General features: G+C 33.0%; 13 protein-coding genes and 1 other annotated feature (1 of these 14 running past the window's edge). Of the genes, 6 read left to right on the forward strand and 7 right to left on the reverse strand.

The genetic code is table 11. The annotated features are described in order from the left end of the window. Window positions 1–202: a binding site (T-box leader), on the reverse strand; it reaches 10 nt to the left of the window's first position. An 84-nt stretch (window positions 203–286) separates the two neighbouring features. After that, on the reverse strand, window positions 287–1,207 hold the full coding sequence (locus ACFWM3_RS15840) for a DMT family transporter (RefSeq protein ID WP_056465592.1): 921 nt from the start codon (window positions 1,205–1,207) through the stop codon (window positions 287–289). 352 nt (window positions 1,208–1,559) lie between these two features. Here ACFWM3_RS15840 and ACFWM3_RS15845 point away from each other — a divergent pair, with 352 nt between their 5' ends. Further along, window positions 1,560–2,636 (forward strand): DUF3900 domain-containing protein, encoded by a 1,077-nt coding sequence (locus tag ACFWM3_RS15845; protein ID WP_390312033.1) that lies wholly within the window; start codon window positions 1,560–1,562, stop codon window positions 2,634–2,636. A gap of 146 nt (window positions 2,637–2,782) precedes the next feature. Here the strand turns inward: ACFWM3_RS15845 and ACFWM3_RS15850 are convergent, their stop codons facing one another. Then, the gene (locus ACFWM3_RS15850; RefSeq protein ID WP_390312034.1) at window positions 2,783–3,352 is read right to left on the reverse strand and encodes a VanZ family protein; all 570 of its coding nucleotides are present in this window, start codon (window positions 3,350–3,352) and stop codon (window positions 2,783–2,785) included. Between the two features lie 641 nt (window positions 3,353–3,993). On the opposite strand from ACFWM3_RS15850, the gene ACFWM3_RS15855 reads away from it, so the two are divergent. The 4 genes from ACFWM3_RS15855 to ACFWM3_RS15870 are packed head-to-tail and all read left to right on the forward strand — an operon-like array spanning window position 3,994 to window position 7,541. Further along, the gene (locus tag ACFWM3_RS15855; protein WP_056465588.1) at window positions 3,994–4,572 is read left to right on the forward strand and encodes a biotin transporter BioY; all 579 of its coding nucleotides are present in this window, start codon (window positions 3,994–3,996) and stop codon (window positions 4,570–4,572) included. Between the two features lie 50 nt (window positions 4,573–4,622). Beyond that, the gene (locus ACFWM3_RS15860) at window positions 4,623–6,089 is read left to right on the forward strand and encodes an AMP-binding protein (RefSeq protein ID WP_390312035.1); all 1,467 of its coding nucleotides are present in this window, start codon (window positions 4,623–4,625) and stop codon (window positions 6,087–6,089) included. Further along, window positions 6,085–7,191 (forward strand): acetyl-CoA C-acyltransferase, encoded by a 1,107-nt coding sequence (locus tag ACFWM3_RS15865; RefSeq protein ID WP_390312066.1) that lies wholly within the window; start codon window positions 6,085–6,087, stop codon window positions 7,189–7,191. Before ACFWM3_RS15860 ends, ACFWM3_RS15865 begins: the two co-directional genes overlap by 5 nt. A 41-nt stretch (window positions 7,192–7,232) precedes the next feature. Further along, a complete protein-coding gene (locus ACFWM3_RS15870; protein ID WP_056465583.1) occupies window positions 7,233–7,541 on the forward strand; it encodes a CHY zinc finger protein in 309 nt (102 codons plus the stop codon). A gap of 243 nt (window positions 7,542–7,784) precedes the next feature. Here ACFWM3_RS15870 and ACFWM3_RS15875 read toward each other — a convergent pair whose 3' ends face one another. The 5 genes from ACFWM3_RS15875 to ACFWM3_RS15895 all read right to left on the reverse strand — a co-directional run bounded on the left by ACFWM3_RS15875 (window position 7,785) and on the right by ACFWM3_RS15895 (window position 14,168). Beyond that, entirely contained in the window at window positions 7,785–8,402 is a 618-nt protein-coding gene (locus ACFWM3_RS15875; protein ID WP_390312037.1) for a LysE family translocator, read from the reverse strand. Window positions 8,403–8,542: 140 nt separating this feature from the next. Then, entirely contained in the window at window positions 8,543–11,155 is a 2,613-nt protein-coding gene (ppsA, locus tag ACFWM3_RS15880; RefSeq protein WP_390312038.1) for a phosphoenolpyruvate synthase, read from the reverse strand. Window positions 11,156–11,341: 186 nt separating this feature from the next. Continuing rightward, complete coding sequence (locus ACFWM3_RS15885; protein ID WP_390312039.1) at window positions 11,342–13,180, reverse strand: ABC transporter ATP-binding protein; 1,839 nt, start codon at window positions 13,178–13,180, stop codon at window positions 11,342–11,344. A gap of 15 nt (window positions 13,181–13,195) precedes the next feature. Then, window positions 13,196–13,654: a MarR family winged helix-turn-helix transcriptional regulator gene (locus ACFWM3_RS15890; RefSeq protein WP_056465577.1), complete on the reverse strand. Its 459-nt coding sequence runs from the start codon at window positions 13,652–13,654 to the stop codon at window positions 13,196–13,198. A 277-nt stretch (window positions 13,655–13,931) separates the two neighbouring features. After that, on the reverse strand, window positions 13,932–14,168 hold the full coding sequence (locus ACFWM3_RS15895; protein ID WP_390312040.1) for a DUF1259 domain-containing protein: 237 nt from the start codon (window positions 14,166–14,168) through the stop codon (window positions 13,932–13,934). 414 nt (window positions 14,169–14,582) lie between these two features. On the opposite strand from ACFWM3_RS15895, the gene ACFWM3_RS15900 reads away from it, so the two are divergent. Then, on the forward strand, window positions 14,583–14,783 hold the full coding sequence (locus ACFWM3_RS15900; RefSeq protein WP_025568372.1) for a cold-shock protein: 201 nt from the start codon (window positions 14,583–14,585) through the stop codon (window positions 14,781–14,783). The last annotated feature ends 142 nt before the right edge of the window (window positions 14,784–14,925 follow it).

The following is a 14,925-nucleotide window of genomic DNA, read 5'->3' on the forward strand; positions in this document are numbered from 1 at the left end:
ATTCATGGCGTTACCACCCTACTTATTATGTAAAAGCTCTACATAATCTCTTAACATCTTTAACGGGAAAACCGCTGTAGCCTACTTTTATTTCGGTACAGAGACTCCAAGGCTGGTTCAGAATACTTGCTTTAGGAATTTGCACCGACCATTCCCTCTCTAAAAAGCTTATAAACTTACTATTCCCTTTCTAAGTCGTTTATTAATTTAAAGTTATAATACGTGAACAAATTATATCTGTCAATGTGTATTATACCCATTTTTTTAAAATTTCTTACATTTCTTACTATATTGCCTCATTTTTTACTTCTTTTGTTCGTTTCTTGGGTAAGGGAACTTCAGATAGCAGCATCCCGCCTACAATAAAAGTCCCACCGATAATTGTTTGGATCGATAATGTTTCATTTGCAAAAAGTACTGCTGTAAATGCTGCAAAAACAGGTTCAAAAATAAAAATTAGTGCTGCTTTCGTAGAAGAAATATGTTGTTGAGCAAACATTTGAACCCAAAACGCGATACTCGTACAGAAGATTGCAGTGACAACCACTGCAAAGATGAATGTCGGATTGACCCAAAGTTCTTTTGAAAAAGAAACGGAAGTATCTTCAAAAATTAGAGAGAAAATCGTACTACTAATGCCAACTGTTGCTAGTTGAATCGTTGTAAAGGTGAGCGGATCCATTTGCTTCGTATATTTACCTGATAAAATAATATGGAATGCAAACGCAATCGACCCAATTAGTGTTAGTACATCTCCTAGATTAATAGAGAATGAATCACCTAAAGTTAAGAAACTTAGTCCTAGTAATGCAATTAAACATGCAATAACAGTAGACCAGTTTGACCGTTCTTTATAGACTAAATATAAAAGAACAGGTACTAATACAACACATAGACCAGTAATAAAACCTGATTTTGATGAAGTTGTATACTTCAATCCAAATGTTTGAAGTAAATATCCTAAAAACAACATGAATCCAATACCACTAGTAATAACGATTTGCTTTACCGTTACTTTAGTTTTTTGTTTTCTTTTTACTAGAAATGGTAAAAGAACTAAAGTTGCGAGGATAAATCGAAATGCGTTAAATGCAAACGGTTCAACGTATGCAATCGCATTTTGGACTACTACAAATGTTGTGCCCCAAAGTAATGTTACGATAATTAATGAGATGGTAGCTATTCTATCTATTCTCAGGTCTCTCATCCCCTCTCCATATAGTTGGTACCATAAAATTGGAAGTAAAGAAAACTCGTTGATTGACGAGTTTAATTGACAACTACTTTGAAATCACTTCATTGTTGCCAATTTATTCCCACTTAACCTAAAAAAAGATGTGATATTCCCACATCCAAGTACTTTAAATTTTATAGGTTCCACATTAAATTATATTTTTATTTTATCATAGTGTGTAATGAATTTGTCTTATAACTGTAAAATTTCTCTATCTTATGATAGTTTTAATGGAAATTTTGTCCAAAACTTGATTTGTTTATGATTGACTCAACGAATCCTCATCCATATACTTAAATACAGAAAAATAGGAAAAGGTGATTGGATGGATTTTGAAATTACATATTTATCGTTTTATGTTGTTACTGTTGAAGGTAAAGGTGAACAATCCGATAAACGATATAAACATTTCCAAACATTAGACGAATCAATGTTTGAAGAAAGCGCATTGAAAGGCTTTTTAGAAGGGGAACTTGAACGAATTGTAAATCGAAAAGTTGAAAGACATCCAAAATCTGATTCTGTACCAACAAAGTTAGGTCACTTTATCGTCGAAGAAGGCCACTCTTTAGACTCAAATCCAAATTATAATTTATTCCAGCGAATACGTGATGCTAAATCGATTGAAGATTTTAAAGCAGAAAATGAGACTTTAGTCATAAATTACATTGATACAAGTGCAGTTCGCGGGGGAGCATTTTTAGTGATTCAAGCAAAGCTAAGAAAATATTTTGATGATCCATTCTTATTTGTACTAAAATGTGATTTTGAACCGAAAGTTGCATCCATTGCAGATGAATCTACTCTCATTAAAACAGTTGAAATGGCGATTACAACGAAAAATATGAAATCGATTCAATACCCTTATATGGAAGAATTAGGGATGATCTCAGAGAGTGAATTGAAAATACACCAAGCATCTCACGCAAGATATTTTGAAGACTTTTTAAAATTTGTTTCCTATTCCGAATCAATGCCTACAATTGTAAAATCTCAAGTAATGGAAATGGTTTACGACAAAATTGAGGAAGTTTTTGAAGAGGAAAGTGTTGAAAGACAACAATTCGATGCAGCAATGGAAGTTTGGGCAGCAAGTCCTAAACGTGAAATTCAAGAGCATTTTACACCCAATGAAGTAATCGAAGCAGCGGCACAAATCGTGGAACATACACCAGAAATTGAATTATCATTTAAAGCGGATCACTTTTCTGTTAAAGGATTACTAGCTGATTTTGGTGATAACCTCCATATAGCGAAAGTAAACGGTCGATATGTCGTTATTTTAGAAGCAGATACATTGCAATTTGAGAAGGGATTTTCTCCGATTGAGTTTCTGAAGCCGGACGAATTGGATGATGTAATTGAGCGAATTGGTCAGAAAGTAAATATTCCAGGATATTGAACGATCGAATAACTCAATTAAAAAATAATGAATGTAATAAAAAATTAAAAGACAGTTGGCTATTACTAGCTTGCTGTCTTTTCGATTTTAACTAATTAGAAAGTTAGTAAAAACATTCTAATACGTTTATCAAATTAAATCATTTGTCAAGCATCATATATATGTTTTAATAGCGAGTTTAATTTTACATTCGATTTTTTTACTGATAACTTAAATAAATAAGAAAACAATTTAAATATACTATATCCAATTAACGTTCCTGTAAAATTAAATAGGACGTCATTAATATCAACAACTCTAAAAGTGAAACCATTAAGTAGTCCAATAATTCCTTGTAAAGACTCAATTGTGACTCCTATTAATAATCCAGATAGGACTATTTTTTTAAATGTACTTTTTGTAATAAAAGGAAGTCCAAAACCAAATGGTATTGTCATCAAAACATTTAGTAAAGAAGTCTCAAAATCCTCCATTGTAAGATTTATAAGAGGAACTAGATTAATCGATAAATGTAATCCGATGATATTAGTTTGAGATACATAGATTGGAAATTGAGTATAGTTTAAAACAGTACATAAATAGATATACATAATAGAGAAAAAAAGTAAATATACACTATCCTTTTTGAATTTTATCTTTAAAACAAATAATATCATTAATAATATAATTATGAATCCATACATAATCCAACCATTAAAAAAAAATGCCTTTTCCATATAAGTGTATCTCCTTCAAATCATACGTTATTTTTTTGAACGTTTATAAATATATATAATTATTTTTTAGAATGCCAAATAACCTATCATTTTGTTTATATAACTTAACACTTCAAATTTTAACATTTTATTACAAATTTGGAATATTTTTATATGAATTGTAGAAAATTTGTAAAAGTTATATTGTGATTTGTTGATAAACTATTATGCATGTCCTTACTAAAATAAATAGTGAGCCACAATTGCGTTCCATAATCATCAGTTACGTTAATTATCTACTTTCCTCTAAAAATCGTTTAATTCAAATCTATTTTCGCATCCTTCTCTCATATCCGGTCTGTCATGGTTCCTATATTGAATACATCGTTTAAAAACATGATGCTCCACCTGTACCTATACTACGATTATCCTCATGATTTCCCTCTATCATTAACTTTTAATTTTTTAAAATTAAACCTAGGCCACCAATTTATAAAATCTTACTATTCCTACTATTGTCTTTAAATCTTTCCTCTTAGATTTTTTTAGTTTTTTATCTTAATATAATATATGTTAACTGAAATTAATATTTAGTTGACATATAATTTAAGTTTCATTAATATGATAATAGTTATCAGAAAATTGACAGTAGGAGAATTAAAATGAAAATCAAAGAAATTACATTTGTAGCAATGTTTGCAGCAGTTATGGGTGTCCTTGGACAAGTTCCTCCGATTATGTTATCCTTTACACCAGTTCCTATTACATTACAAACACTTGGCGTTATTTTAACTGGTGGTGTTTTAGGTGCTAGATTAGGTGCACTAAGCCAAACCATCTTTTTATTATTAGTTGCAGTAGGAATGCCGCTTCTATCCGGTGGTCGTGGTGGTTTTAGTGTATTTGCAGGACCAAGTGTTGGATATTTAATTTCATGGCCAATTACGGCTTTTGTAATTGGGTATTTATTATCTCGATTTAAAACGTTAAAATTAAAGCATGTCTTATTGATTAACTTGACTGTTGGAATTCTATTAATCTATTTAATCGGTATCCCAATTCAAGCGGTTATTATGGGAATTCCAGTTATGACAGCAGTTAAATTAAGTTTAGTTTATATTCCAGGAGATATTTTAAAAGCTATTCTTGCTTCAATTTTAGTATTCAAACTAAGACAGCAACCAGTTTTTTCAAGCTCATTGACAAAAAACTATTCAAATCAATCAGCTAAAAATATGTAAATCTTTTGGGACACTCTTGTTGTGTCTCTTTTTTATAGGGGTGATTTTAAATGGCAAATATTACAGAATCTTATCAAAAAAACGCTATATTGTCGCCTGACAAAATTGCGATACATACGAGTAATCAACAAATCAGTTATAAGGAATGGAATCAATTAATTAATCAAACGGCTAATTGGCTTCACTCTCACCAATCAATTACTAAAACAATAGGTATCCTTTTACCAAATGGTATCCCGTTTTTGCAGATGTTTGCAGGAGCTTCTAAAGCAGGTTGGATCGCTGTTCCTTATGATATGAAATGGAATCTAGCGGATTTAGAAAAAAGGGTAAAGCTTTCGAATCCTTCTATCATTGTTACAACAAAAGAAATGTACAATAAGATAAATCCGATCATTCCAAATGTTAAGGTTTTAGATGATATCTTACTAGAAATTGCTAAATTTGCTTCCTTATCTTCAATGGAAATAAATGAGAACCTACCTTTCTATGTGGGATTTACTTCAGGTACAACCGGTAGCCCGAAAGCATTTATTCGTTCACAAGATTCATGGGTTGCTAGTTTTGATTGCAATCGCTTTGACTTTGGATTAGATGAATCGGATCAAACTCTTATACCTGGAGCTCTAATCCATTCACATTTTCTATATGGTGCGATTAGTACCTTATATTTAGGAGGAACAGTTATTCTTTTAGAAAAATTTTCTCCTTTAAACGTAATATCACGAATCAATTCTTTTCCTATTACTACAATTTATGTTGTTCCGACAATGATTGAAGCATTAATAAAAGAAGGTGTTCAAGTCGATCAAGCGATGAAAATCCTTTCGTCCGGTGCTAAGTGGACCGAAAAATCCAAAATCGAATTTCGTCATTTATTTCCTGCTATGACGATTTACGAATTTTTTGGCGCTAGTGAACTAAGTTTCATTACCGTTTTGTCTGATCGAGACGGTGACCATAAGGCAAAAACTGTTGGGAAACCTTGTTATGGTGTCGAGTTACAAATTCGCAGACCAGACCAAGAGTTAGCTAAACCGAATGAAACTGGAAAAATATATGTGAAAAGTAAGTATTTAATAGATGGATATTTTGAAGAAAATGAAAGAACTATTCATTCAATTCAAGATAATGACGGTTGGGCTACTGTACATGATATGGGCTTTATTGATGAAGATGGGTTTTTAACAATAAACGGTCGTGAAAAAAATATGATTCTATACGGAGGGATTAATATATTCCCTGAAGAAATCGAAAAGGTTATATCTCTTCATCCGGATGTCGAGGAAGTTGCAGTAGTTGGTCTTTCAAATCCGTATTGGGGTCAGATTGTTGCTGCAGTTATCAAAGGTAATAGTAATTCTTTTGAGCTAAAAAGATTTTGTAAGACACACTTATCAGCTTTTAAAATACCTCGTAAATGGTTTTTTCAAAATGAAATGCCGTATACGACGAGCGGAAAGATCGCACGCGCAGAGTTAATTAAACAAATCGAAATGCAGGTGACTAACAATTAAACGAGCTGTCATTGTCAAAGCAAAGCGAACACCTATCGGAAAAAAAGGTGGAATATTACGAGACATTCAACCAAATGAGCTTGCTGCCCCATTGCTCAAGCATTTGGCAATTGGGTTAGAAGACAAAATTAAGGACATCATTTTAGGAAATGTTGTAGGACCAGGTGGAAATGTCGCTCGAGTTTCTGCATTAGAAGCGGATCTTCCTCTCACAGTCCCAGGTATCACAATTGATCGACAATGTAGCGCTGGATTAGAAGCGATTCGAATGGCTTGTTACCTAGTCCAGGGTGGTGCTGGGAATTGCTATCTCGCTGGAGGCGTTGAGAGTACTAGTACCTCCCCATTTCCTGCAAGAGCGAGATTTGCACCTGACAAGATTGGTGATCCAGATATGGGAATTGCAGCTGAAAATGTAGCTGAAAAATACGGTATCTCAAAAGAAGCTCAAGATCAATATGCATTATTAAGTTATACACGAAGCTGGGAATCTTTTCATAATGGATACTTCAATGAAGAGATTATTCCAGTTGGAAATTTCGACCAAGATGAAGTATTTTTCAAAAAAAGAAAAATGGAAGAACTTTTAAAAAGAGCAAAACCTGTATTTAAAAAGAACGGTACAGTCACAGCTGCAAATAGTTGTGGAATTCATGATGGAGCTTCCGCTGTTCTCATCATGGAAGAAAATGAAGCGATAAAAAACGGTTTTAAACCAGTTTTACGATTTGTGGATAGTCAAGTTTCTGGTGTTCATCCTAATTTTCCAGGTGCAGCACCTATCCCTGCTATACAAGAATTACTAATTAGAAACAATCTAACAGTTGCAGATATTGAACTTTTTGAAATAAATGAGGCTTTTTCTTCAAAAGTACTAGCCTGTTCTAAGGAGCTTTCCATTCCTACTTCCAAGTTAAATAATTGTGGTGGAGCATTAACGATCGGCCATCCGTATGGAGCATCTGGAAGCATCATGGTCACTAGACTTTTTTATGAAGTTCAAAGAAGAAAAAACTTAGAATCAAATTATGTATTGGCTGCAATAGGAAGTGGTGGTGGAATTGGATTAGCTGTCTTATTCGAAATCGTAAAACAAAATTAACAAATCATAATGTAGTAAGAAGTATAAAGAGAGGTAAAAATATGAAAGTAATCGGTTCAATCGACCTGCATACACGCTGTAAACATTACCATACAGCAAGAGATATCATTGCCATCAAATTCAAGTGCTGTGATACATACTTTGGATGTTATTTTTGCCATGAGGAAAGTACAAACCATGAACCAAAAGTCTGGGGCAAAGATGAATGGCAAACAAAAGCAATTCTTTGTGGTAACTGTCATGAGGAATTAACAATTCAAGAATATCAAGATTGTCACTACAAATGTCCGAAATGTGAATCCGATTTTAATCCAGGGTGTAAAAACCATTACCATTTGTATTTTGAGTAAATATGTAATAGGAGCTGAGTGTACAGCTCCTTTTTTTAAGTTTAATGTAAATTCTAGCTATTTTAGTTTATTTCTTTAACCATTGTTGCTTCTTCTTCTGTTATCTTATCGGACTTTTCTTCTTTCTTTCCATTCTTTTTTAGTACGGTATTTTAAAATGATATTTTTAACGAATTGATTAAATTTCTATGCAAAAAAGGAAGCCAGTCGGCCTCCTTTTTTAAATTGCATAGTATTAAACTGTTATGATTGTGTTTGAAGAGCGACTCTTAAACCTAACCCAATATAAACTAAACCGATCGCTTTTCCCATCCATTTTGGTCCTTTTGTTTTCTTGCTAAAGAATTTTTTGCCGATTACACTTGATAAAAGCACAAGTAAAGTTGTGTACAAAATACTAAGTAATACAAAAGTCAACCCAAGCGTTAAAAGTTGGTAGAATACCGGATGTCCATTATGTTGAACAAATTGAGGTAAAAGGGCTAAGAAAAAGAGTGCTGTTTTAGGGTTTAATACTTCTATAAGTACTGCTTGACGAAAAGAAAGTTTAGTATTTACTTCTTTTTGTTCATTTGACTTTTTACTGTTTTTTGACTTTTTAATGATTGCCATGATTCCTAAATAAAATAAATAAGCTGCTCCTAAATATTTAACGATTTCAAAAGCAAATGCAGAAGTCATTAAAATTGCAGAAAGCCCAAATATGGATGCACATGTGTGAATTAAGTCACCGACAGCAATACCAACCCCTGTTAAGATGCCATTCCATTTCCCACCTTTCATTGTTTGGGATAATGTTAAAAGCACAGCGGGTCCTGGTATTAGAAAAAGTGTTAATACAACTAAAATAAATGAAAGCATGATGTTCATCTCCTCTCTCGTTACTTTATATTTAGACTATTATACAACATTATTTTGCAGTAATTACCTAAACTGTTATTTATTTCAATAAAAAATAAGCCGCTTTCCATATTTGGAAAAACGGCCTTTGCATTCAACAATTATAATATTTCAATATACCCATCAGTACCGTGTACGCGTATTCTTTGCCCGTCTTTTATCAATTTGGTAGCATTCTCTACTCCGACAACTGCTGGTAAGCCATATTCTCGAGCAATAACCGCTCCGTGTGTCATTAGTCCACCAACTTCAGTGACCAGTCCTTTTATTGCAACAAATAATGGTGTCCAGCTTGGGTCAGTAAATGAAGTAACTAATATGTCACCTTCTTCTAGATTTGCATCTTCCATATTTAAAATAACACGTGCTCTTCCTTCGATTACACCTGAAGAAACAGCTAAACCTACAATCGCTTCAGGTGGTAGATTTTCCCGTTTGTATTCACCTACAATAATTTCACCATCAGATGTGATAACTCGAGGAGGAGTTAGTTTATTATATAATTTGTACGCATCTTTTCGTTTGTTGATGATTTGGAAATCTAGTTTTTTTGTGCGAACGACTTCTTGAAGTTCTTCAAATGTGAGATAGAATAGATCTTCCACTTCAGAAATAACATTCGTTTCAACGAGTTGTTCGCCTTCTTTCAATAAAGCTAGCTTATACACATAATAGCGACTAATCATTCCATACTTTGGATATTCACGATATCCAATGAAATTCCTAATTAGACTAATAACTTCCTTTATCTCTTCCGCTTTTTGTTTACCATCTGGTAATTCCAATAATCGTTCTACAATCTCTTGTTCTTTTTGCAATGCTTTTTCTAGCCCTTGCTCAAATTTCCGTCTACTTTCATGCGGCTTAAAGTTTTTGATGTTACTATGAATCATTGGTAAGAGTGTAGATGGTTTTTCGCTCCAACGAGTTCTAGTTAGATCAATTTCACCAGTACATCGCATTCCATATTTTCTTAGATAATCATCGATTGCATCTTTCGTTTCCTGTCCACCCTCAAATTTAATCAATTCATCCAAAAAGTTATCATCTTCTACTTGCTTTAAATATTCAATTACTTCTGGATAAGGACGAATTACATCAGCGACATCCATTAGTTCTAGACCCATTTCAGAAGTAATATTATTTGGTACAGATTGCGAAAGTGTATCTCCTACATTCTTTTCACCTAACCACTCGTATATTTTTTCATTGATCCATTCTGTTGCATTCATAGCAGACATAAACACTGCCGAACTTCGTGGATCAAATAATAACTCGCGTAATTTCTGAAGATCTTCTAAAATAAAATCCATTAATTCTGATCCTGATTTCATTTGTATGTTTTGTTTTAACTCTTCGATTGATTTTTGGCTTTTCTTAATCAATTCAGTTACTATTGTTGGATCGTTTTCGATTAGTGCTTTAAAACTCGACGACGATTGTTCTTGAACATTTTTAGTGGGGGTTGGTGCTTTATTCTCAGTTGATGATTCTATATAATCTTCTCCTTCTACAACCTTTAAAAGAGCGTCTTTTAAAAGCGGATCGGATTTTCCTATGGCCTCTATAAACATTGTTCTTCTGTCAGGTGAAGCAAGATGTTGTGAGATATCAACAAATAATCTACCTCCAGCTTTACGCATAGGTGCCCTAGAGGTTAACATCCAAAAGGACAATCCCAATGGTTTTATTGGATCGGTCATCATTTGTTGATGACCAACAGATAGATATACGTGTTTTTCTTGATCATCTACTTCAGGAATCGGAAATAAAGTTGTGATTGGACGACTTTGGACAATATAAAATGTATCTTCTACTAAACACCATTCGATATCTTGTGGACAAGCGAAATAAGCTTCTATTTGTCTACCAATTAGTGCTAGCTGTAAAATTTGTTGTTCGTTAAGTGTTTGAGTGATTTGTTTTTTGGGATCAAGTTGCTGTGACTCTGTTCCGCCTTCTTTTCGACCATAGATCGCCATTTTTTTTGTTGCGATTCTCTTATCGATGATTTCATGATTTTGTACCTTATAACAATCGGCCGATACTAAACCAGAAACTAGCGCTTCTCCAAGTCCAAAACTTGCATCGATTGATAGGACCTTTCGATTGGAAGTAACAGGATCAGCCGTAAATAATATACCTGAGGCTTGTGGGAAAACCATTTTCTGAATAACAACGGATAAATATACTTGAGTGTGGTCAAAATCATTTTGCATACGGTAAATAACTGCGCGATCTGTAAATAAAGAAGCCCAACATTTACTAATATGTTGCAAAATATTTTCTTTACCAATAATATTTAAATAAGTGTCTTGTTGGCCAGCAAAAGAGGCATGTGGCAAATCTTCAGCAGTCGCACTAGAACGCACCGCGTATGCAAGTTCCTCGCCGAATTTGGAGAGATAGTTAGAAACTGCATTTACAACCTCAGAAGGGATTGCTACTTCCAAAATAATGTCTCGAATCTTTCTGCTAATCTCACTAATTTGATCACGATCTTTTACATTTAGCGTTTTTAGTTGATCCAACAAAGCATGATAGGATTCGTTTTGTTCGATAGCTTTTTGAAAGCCCACAGTTGTAATACAAAATCCTTCAGGTACTTTTATATCGGGAATTTTTGATAATTCACCTAAATTTAACCCTTTTCCGCCAACGAGTAAAAGTTGGTTTTTATCAATCTCATGGAAATCGAGAACTAAAGAATTCATTCAACATCTCTCCTAACCTGTAATGTCTATTGATTTTATCAGTTGAAAATAGGAATATAAAGTCTATTTTGGCCATTTTTTTTATGGTATAATTAAAGTAGGAAGAGTTCGTAAAAAAGTAGTAAATCAATTTTCTACCATACATAATGAAAAAAGCACAGAAATTGATCTGTGCTTTTTAACTATCTATTCAATAGATGCGATTGCTTTTCTACCAAATTGCTTATTATATAATTCTTTATATAATCCATTTTGCATTAACAATTCTTCATTTTTGCCTTCTTCAACAATTTGACCATCTTGTAAAACAATAATGTGATCCGCGGCCATAATGGTTGAAAGTCGGTGTGCAATTACAATAGATGTTTTATTTTTTAATAATCCTTGGATTGCACTTTGAATATAAAATTCAGATAAAGTATCTAATGAAGAAGTTGCTTCATCAAGAATAATGATTTCAGGATCTTTTAATAATACACGAGCGATTGAAATTCTTTGTTTTTCGCCACCTGAAAGTTTGATTCCTCGATTTCCAACAACTGTCTCATAACCATTTGGTAAATCCATTATGAAATCATGAATATATGCAGCCTTACAAGCATTCGTAATATCTTCATCTGATGAATCAGGGCTTGCATATAATAAGTTTTCTTTAATCGTTCCATTAAATAAATAGCTATCTTGTGTAACAAGTCCAATATGAGAGCGTAATGATTCTAGCGTGAATTCTCTAATATCACGACCGCCAATTTTGATTGAACCTGATGTGAAGTCATACAAACGAGGAATTAAATTAGTAATGGTTGTTTTACCAGCACCACTCGGTCCAACTAAAGCAGTCATTGTACCAGAAGGAGCTATAAAGGAAATATTTTTCAAAGCCGTTTTATCTTGCTGATAAGAAAATGATACATCTTTAAATTCGATATCTAAATGAGTAACTTTCATTTCAGTCGCATCATCACGATCTTTAATCGTTAATTTCATATCAAAATATTCAAAAATACGTTCGAATAAAGCGATCGAACTTGTAATATTTACATATAGATTTGTTAATTGTCCAACTGGCCCGTATAAACGACCAAGTAAAGCAACAAAGCTGATAATAGCTCCAATCGTAATCTGACCGTGAATAAATAAATATCCACCATATAAATAGATGAGCATTGGGCCGATGCTAGTAAAGGTTGATAAAATCATCATAAACCAGCGGCCTGCCATAGATTCCTTTATTTTAAGATTAGTAGCCTGTACATTAATCTCATCAAAATTTTTAAATTCCTTTTGTTCCTTTGTAAAAAGCTTCATTAATAAATAACCACTAATATTTAATGTTTCTTGTATAATATGATTTTGCTCACTTGTTTTTTCCTGTGTCTGTTTTGCAATACTCCAACGAACACTCCCCATTTTACGAGTCGGTAGAATAAATAATGGTACAATGATTAATCCTAGTAATCCAAGCCTCCAGTTCACTATTAACAATGTAGTAGCGGTAGAAATAAGAATGAATAGATTATTAGCAAAACTCACAATCGTACTATCAAAAACAGCTTTAACACCAGAAATATCAGCCGTCATTCGGGTGATCACTTCACCTTGCTTAACGTTCGAATAAAATTGGTATGGCATTTGTTGTAAATGAAGATACATTTGGTTTCTCATATCGTAAATAATTTTTTGGGCAACATATGCATTTAAATAATTTTGCCAAACACCCAATAACTCTGAAATAATCGTAGTACTAAGTGAGGCAAGTACGAGATAGATTAGGAGACTTAAATCTTTATTTGGTAAGGCTGTATCAACAATATGTTGAATGATAATAGGCGGTAAAATGCCTAATACTGAAGTAACTAATAAAATAAGCACGACAAGTGTTGTTTGCTTCCAATACGGTATAAAATATTTTGCAATTCTAAGTAGTATTGCCTTTGATATATTTGGTTTTTGTGCGTTTTTATCGTATTTCATTCGCCCAAAACCATGGGGACCCATCGGAGGTCCACCACCCCATCCTGACATAATTAAACGTCCTCCTTATTTCGAACAATTAGTTTGTTCATTTGATAAATCAGTTAAAATTTTTTTTTGCATGTCTATAAGTATATTAAGCTCATCCTGTGAAAATTGTTCCAGTGAATTTGCTAAACTCTTATAAGCTTCTGATTCTTCACGATAGCGTTGACATAATCGTTCACCATCGAGTGTTAAAAACAATTGAGTTTCGCGACGATCATTAGCTGACGTCTCTCTTTTTACATAATGTTTTTTCTCTAACTCATCAATACTAAGGCTAACTCTGCTTTTAGCAGTTCTTAAGCGTTCAGTTAGTTCTTTTTGTGTTAGTCCTTCGTTATTTCGAATTGAATTTAGGATAATTAATTGTTGGAATGTGAGACCAAGTTTAGTTGCGGTTTGTAAGCTTATTTTTTTCAGCTGGCGCGCAATTGAAACAAACGAATTTGTTAAATCAATTGCTTGTTGTAAATCTGACACCATATCACCTCGATCCATTAGTTAACTTTATAAACTGTTTACATTGTAAACTAATAATAAAACTTTATTGTTCATTTGTACAATTAAAAATTATTAATAAAAAATACAATAGGATACTTTCTACTGCATTTCCTAAATTATTCGGTTACTTTGATTTAACTTAATAAGAAATAAAAAAAGCAAACGGATCAGAAGTGAGATGTCCATTTGCTTTTTTATTTGATTTATTGTTTTTTAAACTATGCAATTTTAGTCACTCAATTTCAAGTAAGTATGTTTAAAAAAGACCTGCTTCCTTTGCTGCCTCAAAACTAACTCTTGTAAATTCAACCGGATCCAAATTAACATTCTCCCAATGCATATACATTAAACGTGGTTTATCAAACAACCAATGGTTATGAACTGTTGTCACGATTATTCCTCTTTTTCGTAAAGCTGTCATTAATGGATTAATTTCTTTTTGACGGACTACAGATTCGCCAAGGTTTAAACCATTATCTTCAAAAGATAACATGAATGGAAGTGCTAAAGGAGAACGAGTCCTACGCCCTAAATTTTTGCATTAATATCGCGAAGACGCATAATAACGCATACAGGTGTTGCTTGAACAACTTCTCCACCAATCATTTCCGCAAGTCTTTGGCATGTTGACATATTCATCATCCATCACTCACTTCATACTTATTATTTTTTACTGAGTATCATATGAAGAAAATGAAGGGCGAGTGCCTATCTTCAACCTTAATTAATCATCGTTAATAGCTATTAATGTCCAACGTTTTCTAATAAAAAATTAAAGAAAATCCTTTAATTTCCAATTAAATAAGTGAAAAGTCCTGTTTTTTTTTTAAGACAATTTGATTATCTAACTTTAAATTGTTATTATATAAACATTAAATGTGTTCAAGCACATAAGGAGGAAACAAGAATGGAACATGGTAAAGTAAAATGGTTTAATGCAGAAAAAGGTTTTGGATTCATCGAGCGTGAAAATGGTGATGATGTATTCGTTCACTTCTCAGCAATTCAATCTGAAGGATTCAAATCATTAGACGAAGGTCAAGCTGTTACATTTGATGTAGAACAAGGACAACGCGGACCACAAGCAACTAACGTTAAAAAAGCATAATTAAAAAAGTCGGATTCTATTTGTAGAATCTGGCTTTTTTTTATCTGTTAAAATAAAAACCCCCTATTCATTTAAGAATAGGGGGAAATTTAAACGTGGAGATCGGGTAAAGAAATGGTTTAAAGTATTATAGCCTATAAAA

The sequence above is a fragment of the Gottfriedia sp. NPDC058432 genome (genome assembly GCF_042721555.1).
GTDB lineage: Bacteria > Bacillota > Bacilli > Bacillales > Bacillaceae_G > Gottfriedia.

Excerpts from the sequence above, each read along its gene's own strand:
- ACFWM3_RS15895 (WP_390312040.1), bottom strand. The coding sequence starts at position 14,168 with ATGTTATCTTTTGAAGATAATGGTTTAAACCTTGGCGAATCTGTAGTC.
- ACFWM3_RS15875 (WP_390312037.1), bottom strand. The coding sequence starts at position 8,402 with ATGCTTTCATTTATTTTAGTTGTATTAACACTTTTTCTAATACCAGGA.
- ACFWM3_RS15860 (WP_390312035.1), top strand. The coding sequence starts at position 4,623 with ATGGCAAATATTACAGAATCTTATCAAAAAAACGCTATATTGTCGCCT.
- ACFWM3_RS15900 (WP_025568372.1), top strand. The coding sequence starts at position 14,583 with ATGGAACATGGTAAAGTAAAATGGTTTAATGCAGAAAAAGGTTTTGGA.
- ACFWM3_RS15885 (WP_390312039.1), bottom strand. The coding sequence starts at position 13,180 with ATGTCAGGATGGGGTGGTGGACCTCCGATGGGTCCCCATGGTTTTGGG.
- ppsA (WP_390312038.1), bottom strand. The coding sequence starts at position 11,155 with ATGAATTCTTTAGTTCTCGATTTCCATGAGATTGATAAAAACCAACTT.
- ACFWM3_RS15840 (WP_056465592.1), bottom strand. The coding sequence starts at position 1,207 with ATGAGAGACCTGAGAATAGATAGAATAGCTACCATCTCATTAATTATC.
- ACFWM3_RS15870 (WP_056465583.1), top strand. The coding sequence starts at position 7,233 with ATGAAAGTAATCGGTTCAATCGACCTGCATACACGCTGTAAACATTAC.
- ACFWM3_RS15855 (WP_056465588.1), top strand. The coding sequence starts at position 3,994 with ATGAAAATCAAAGAAATTACATTTGTAGCAATGTTTGCAGCAGTTATG.
- ACFWM3_RS15850 (WP_390312034.1), bottom strand. The coding sequence starts at position 3,352 with ATGGAAAAGGCATTTTTTTTTAATGGTTGGATTATGTATGGATTCATA.
- ACFWM3_RS15845 (WP_390312033.1), top strand. The coding sequence starts at position 1,560 with ATGGATTTTGAAATTACATATTTATCGTTTTATGTTGTTACTGTTGAA.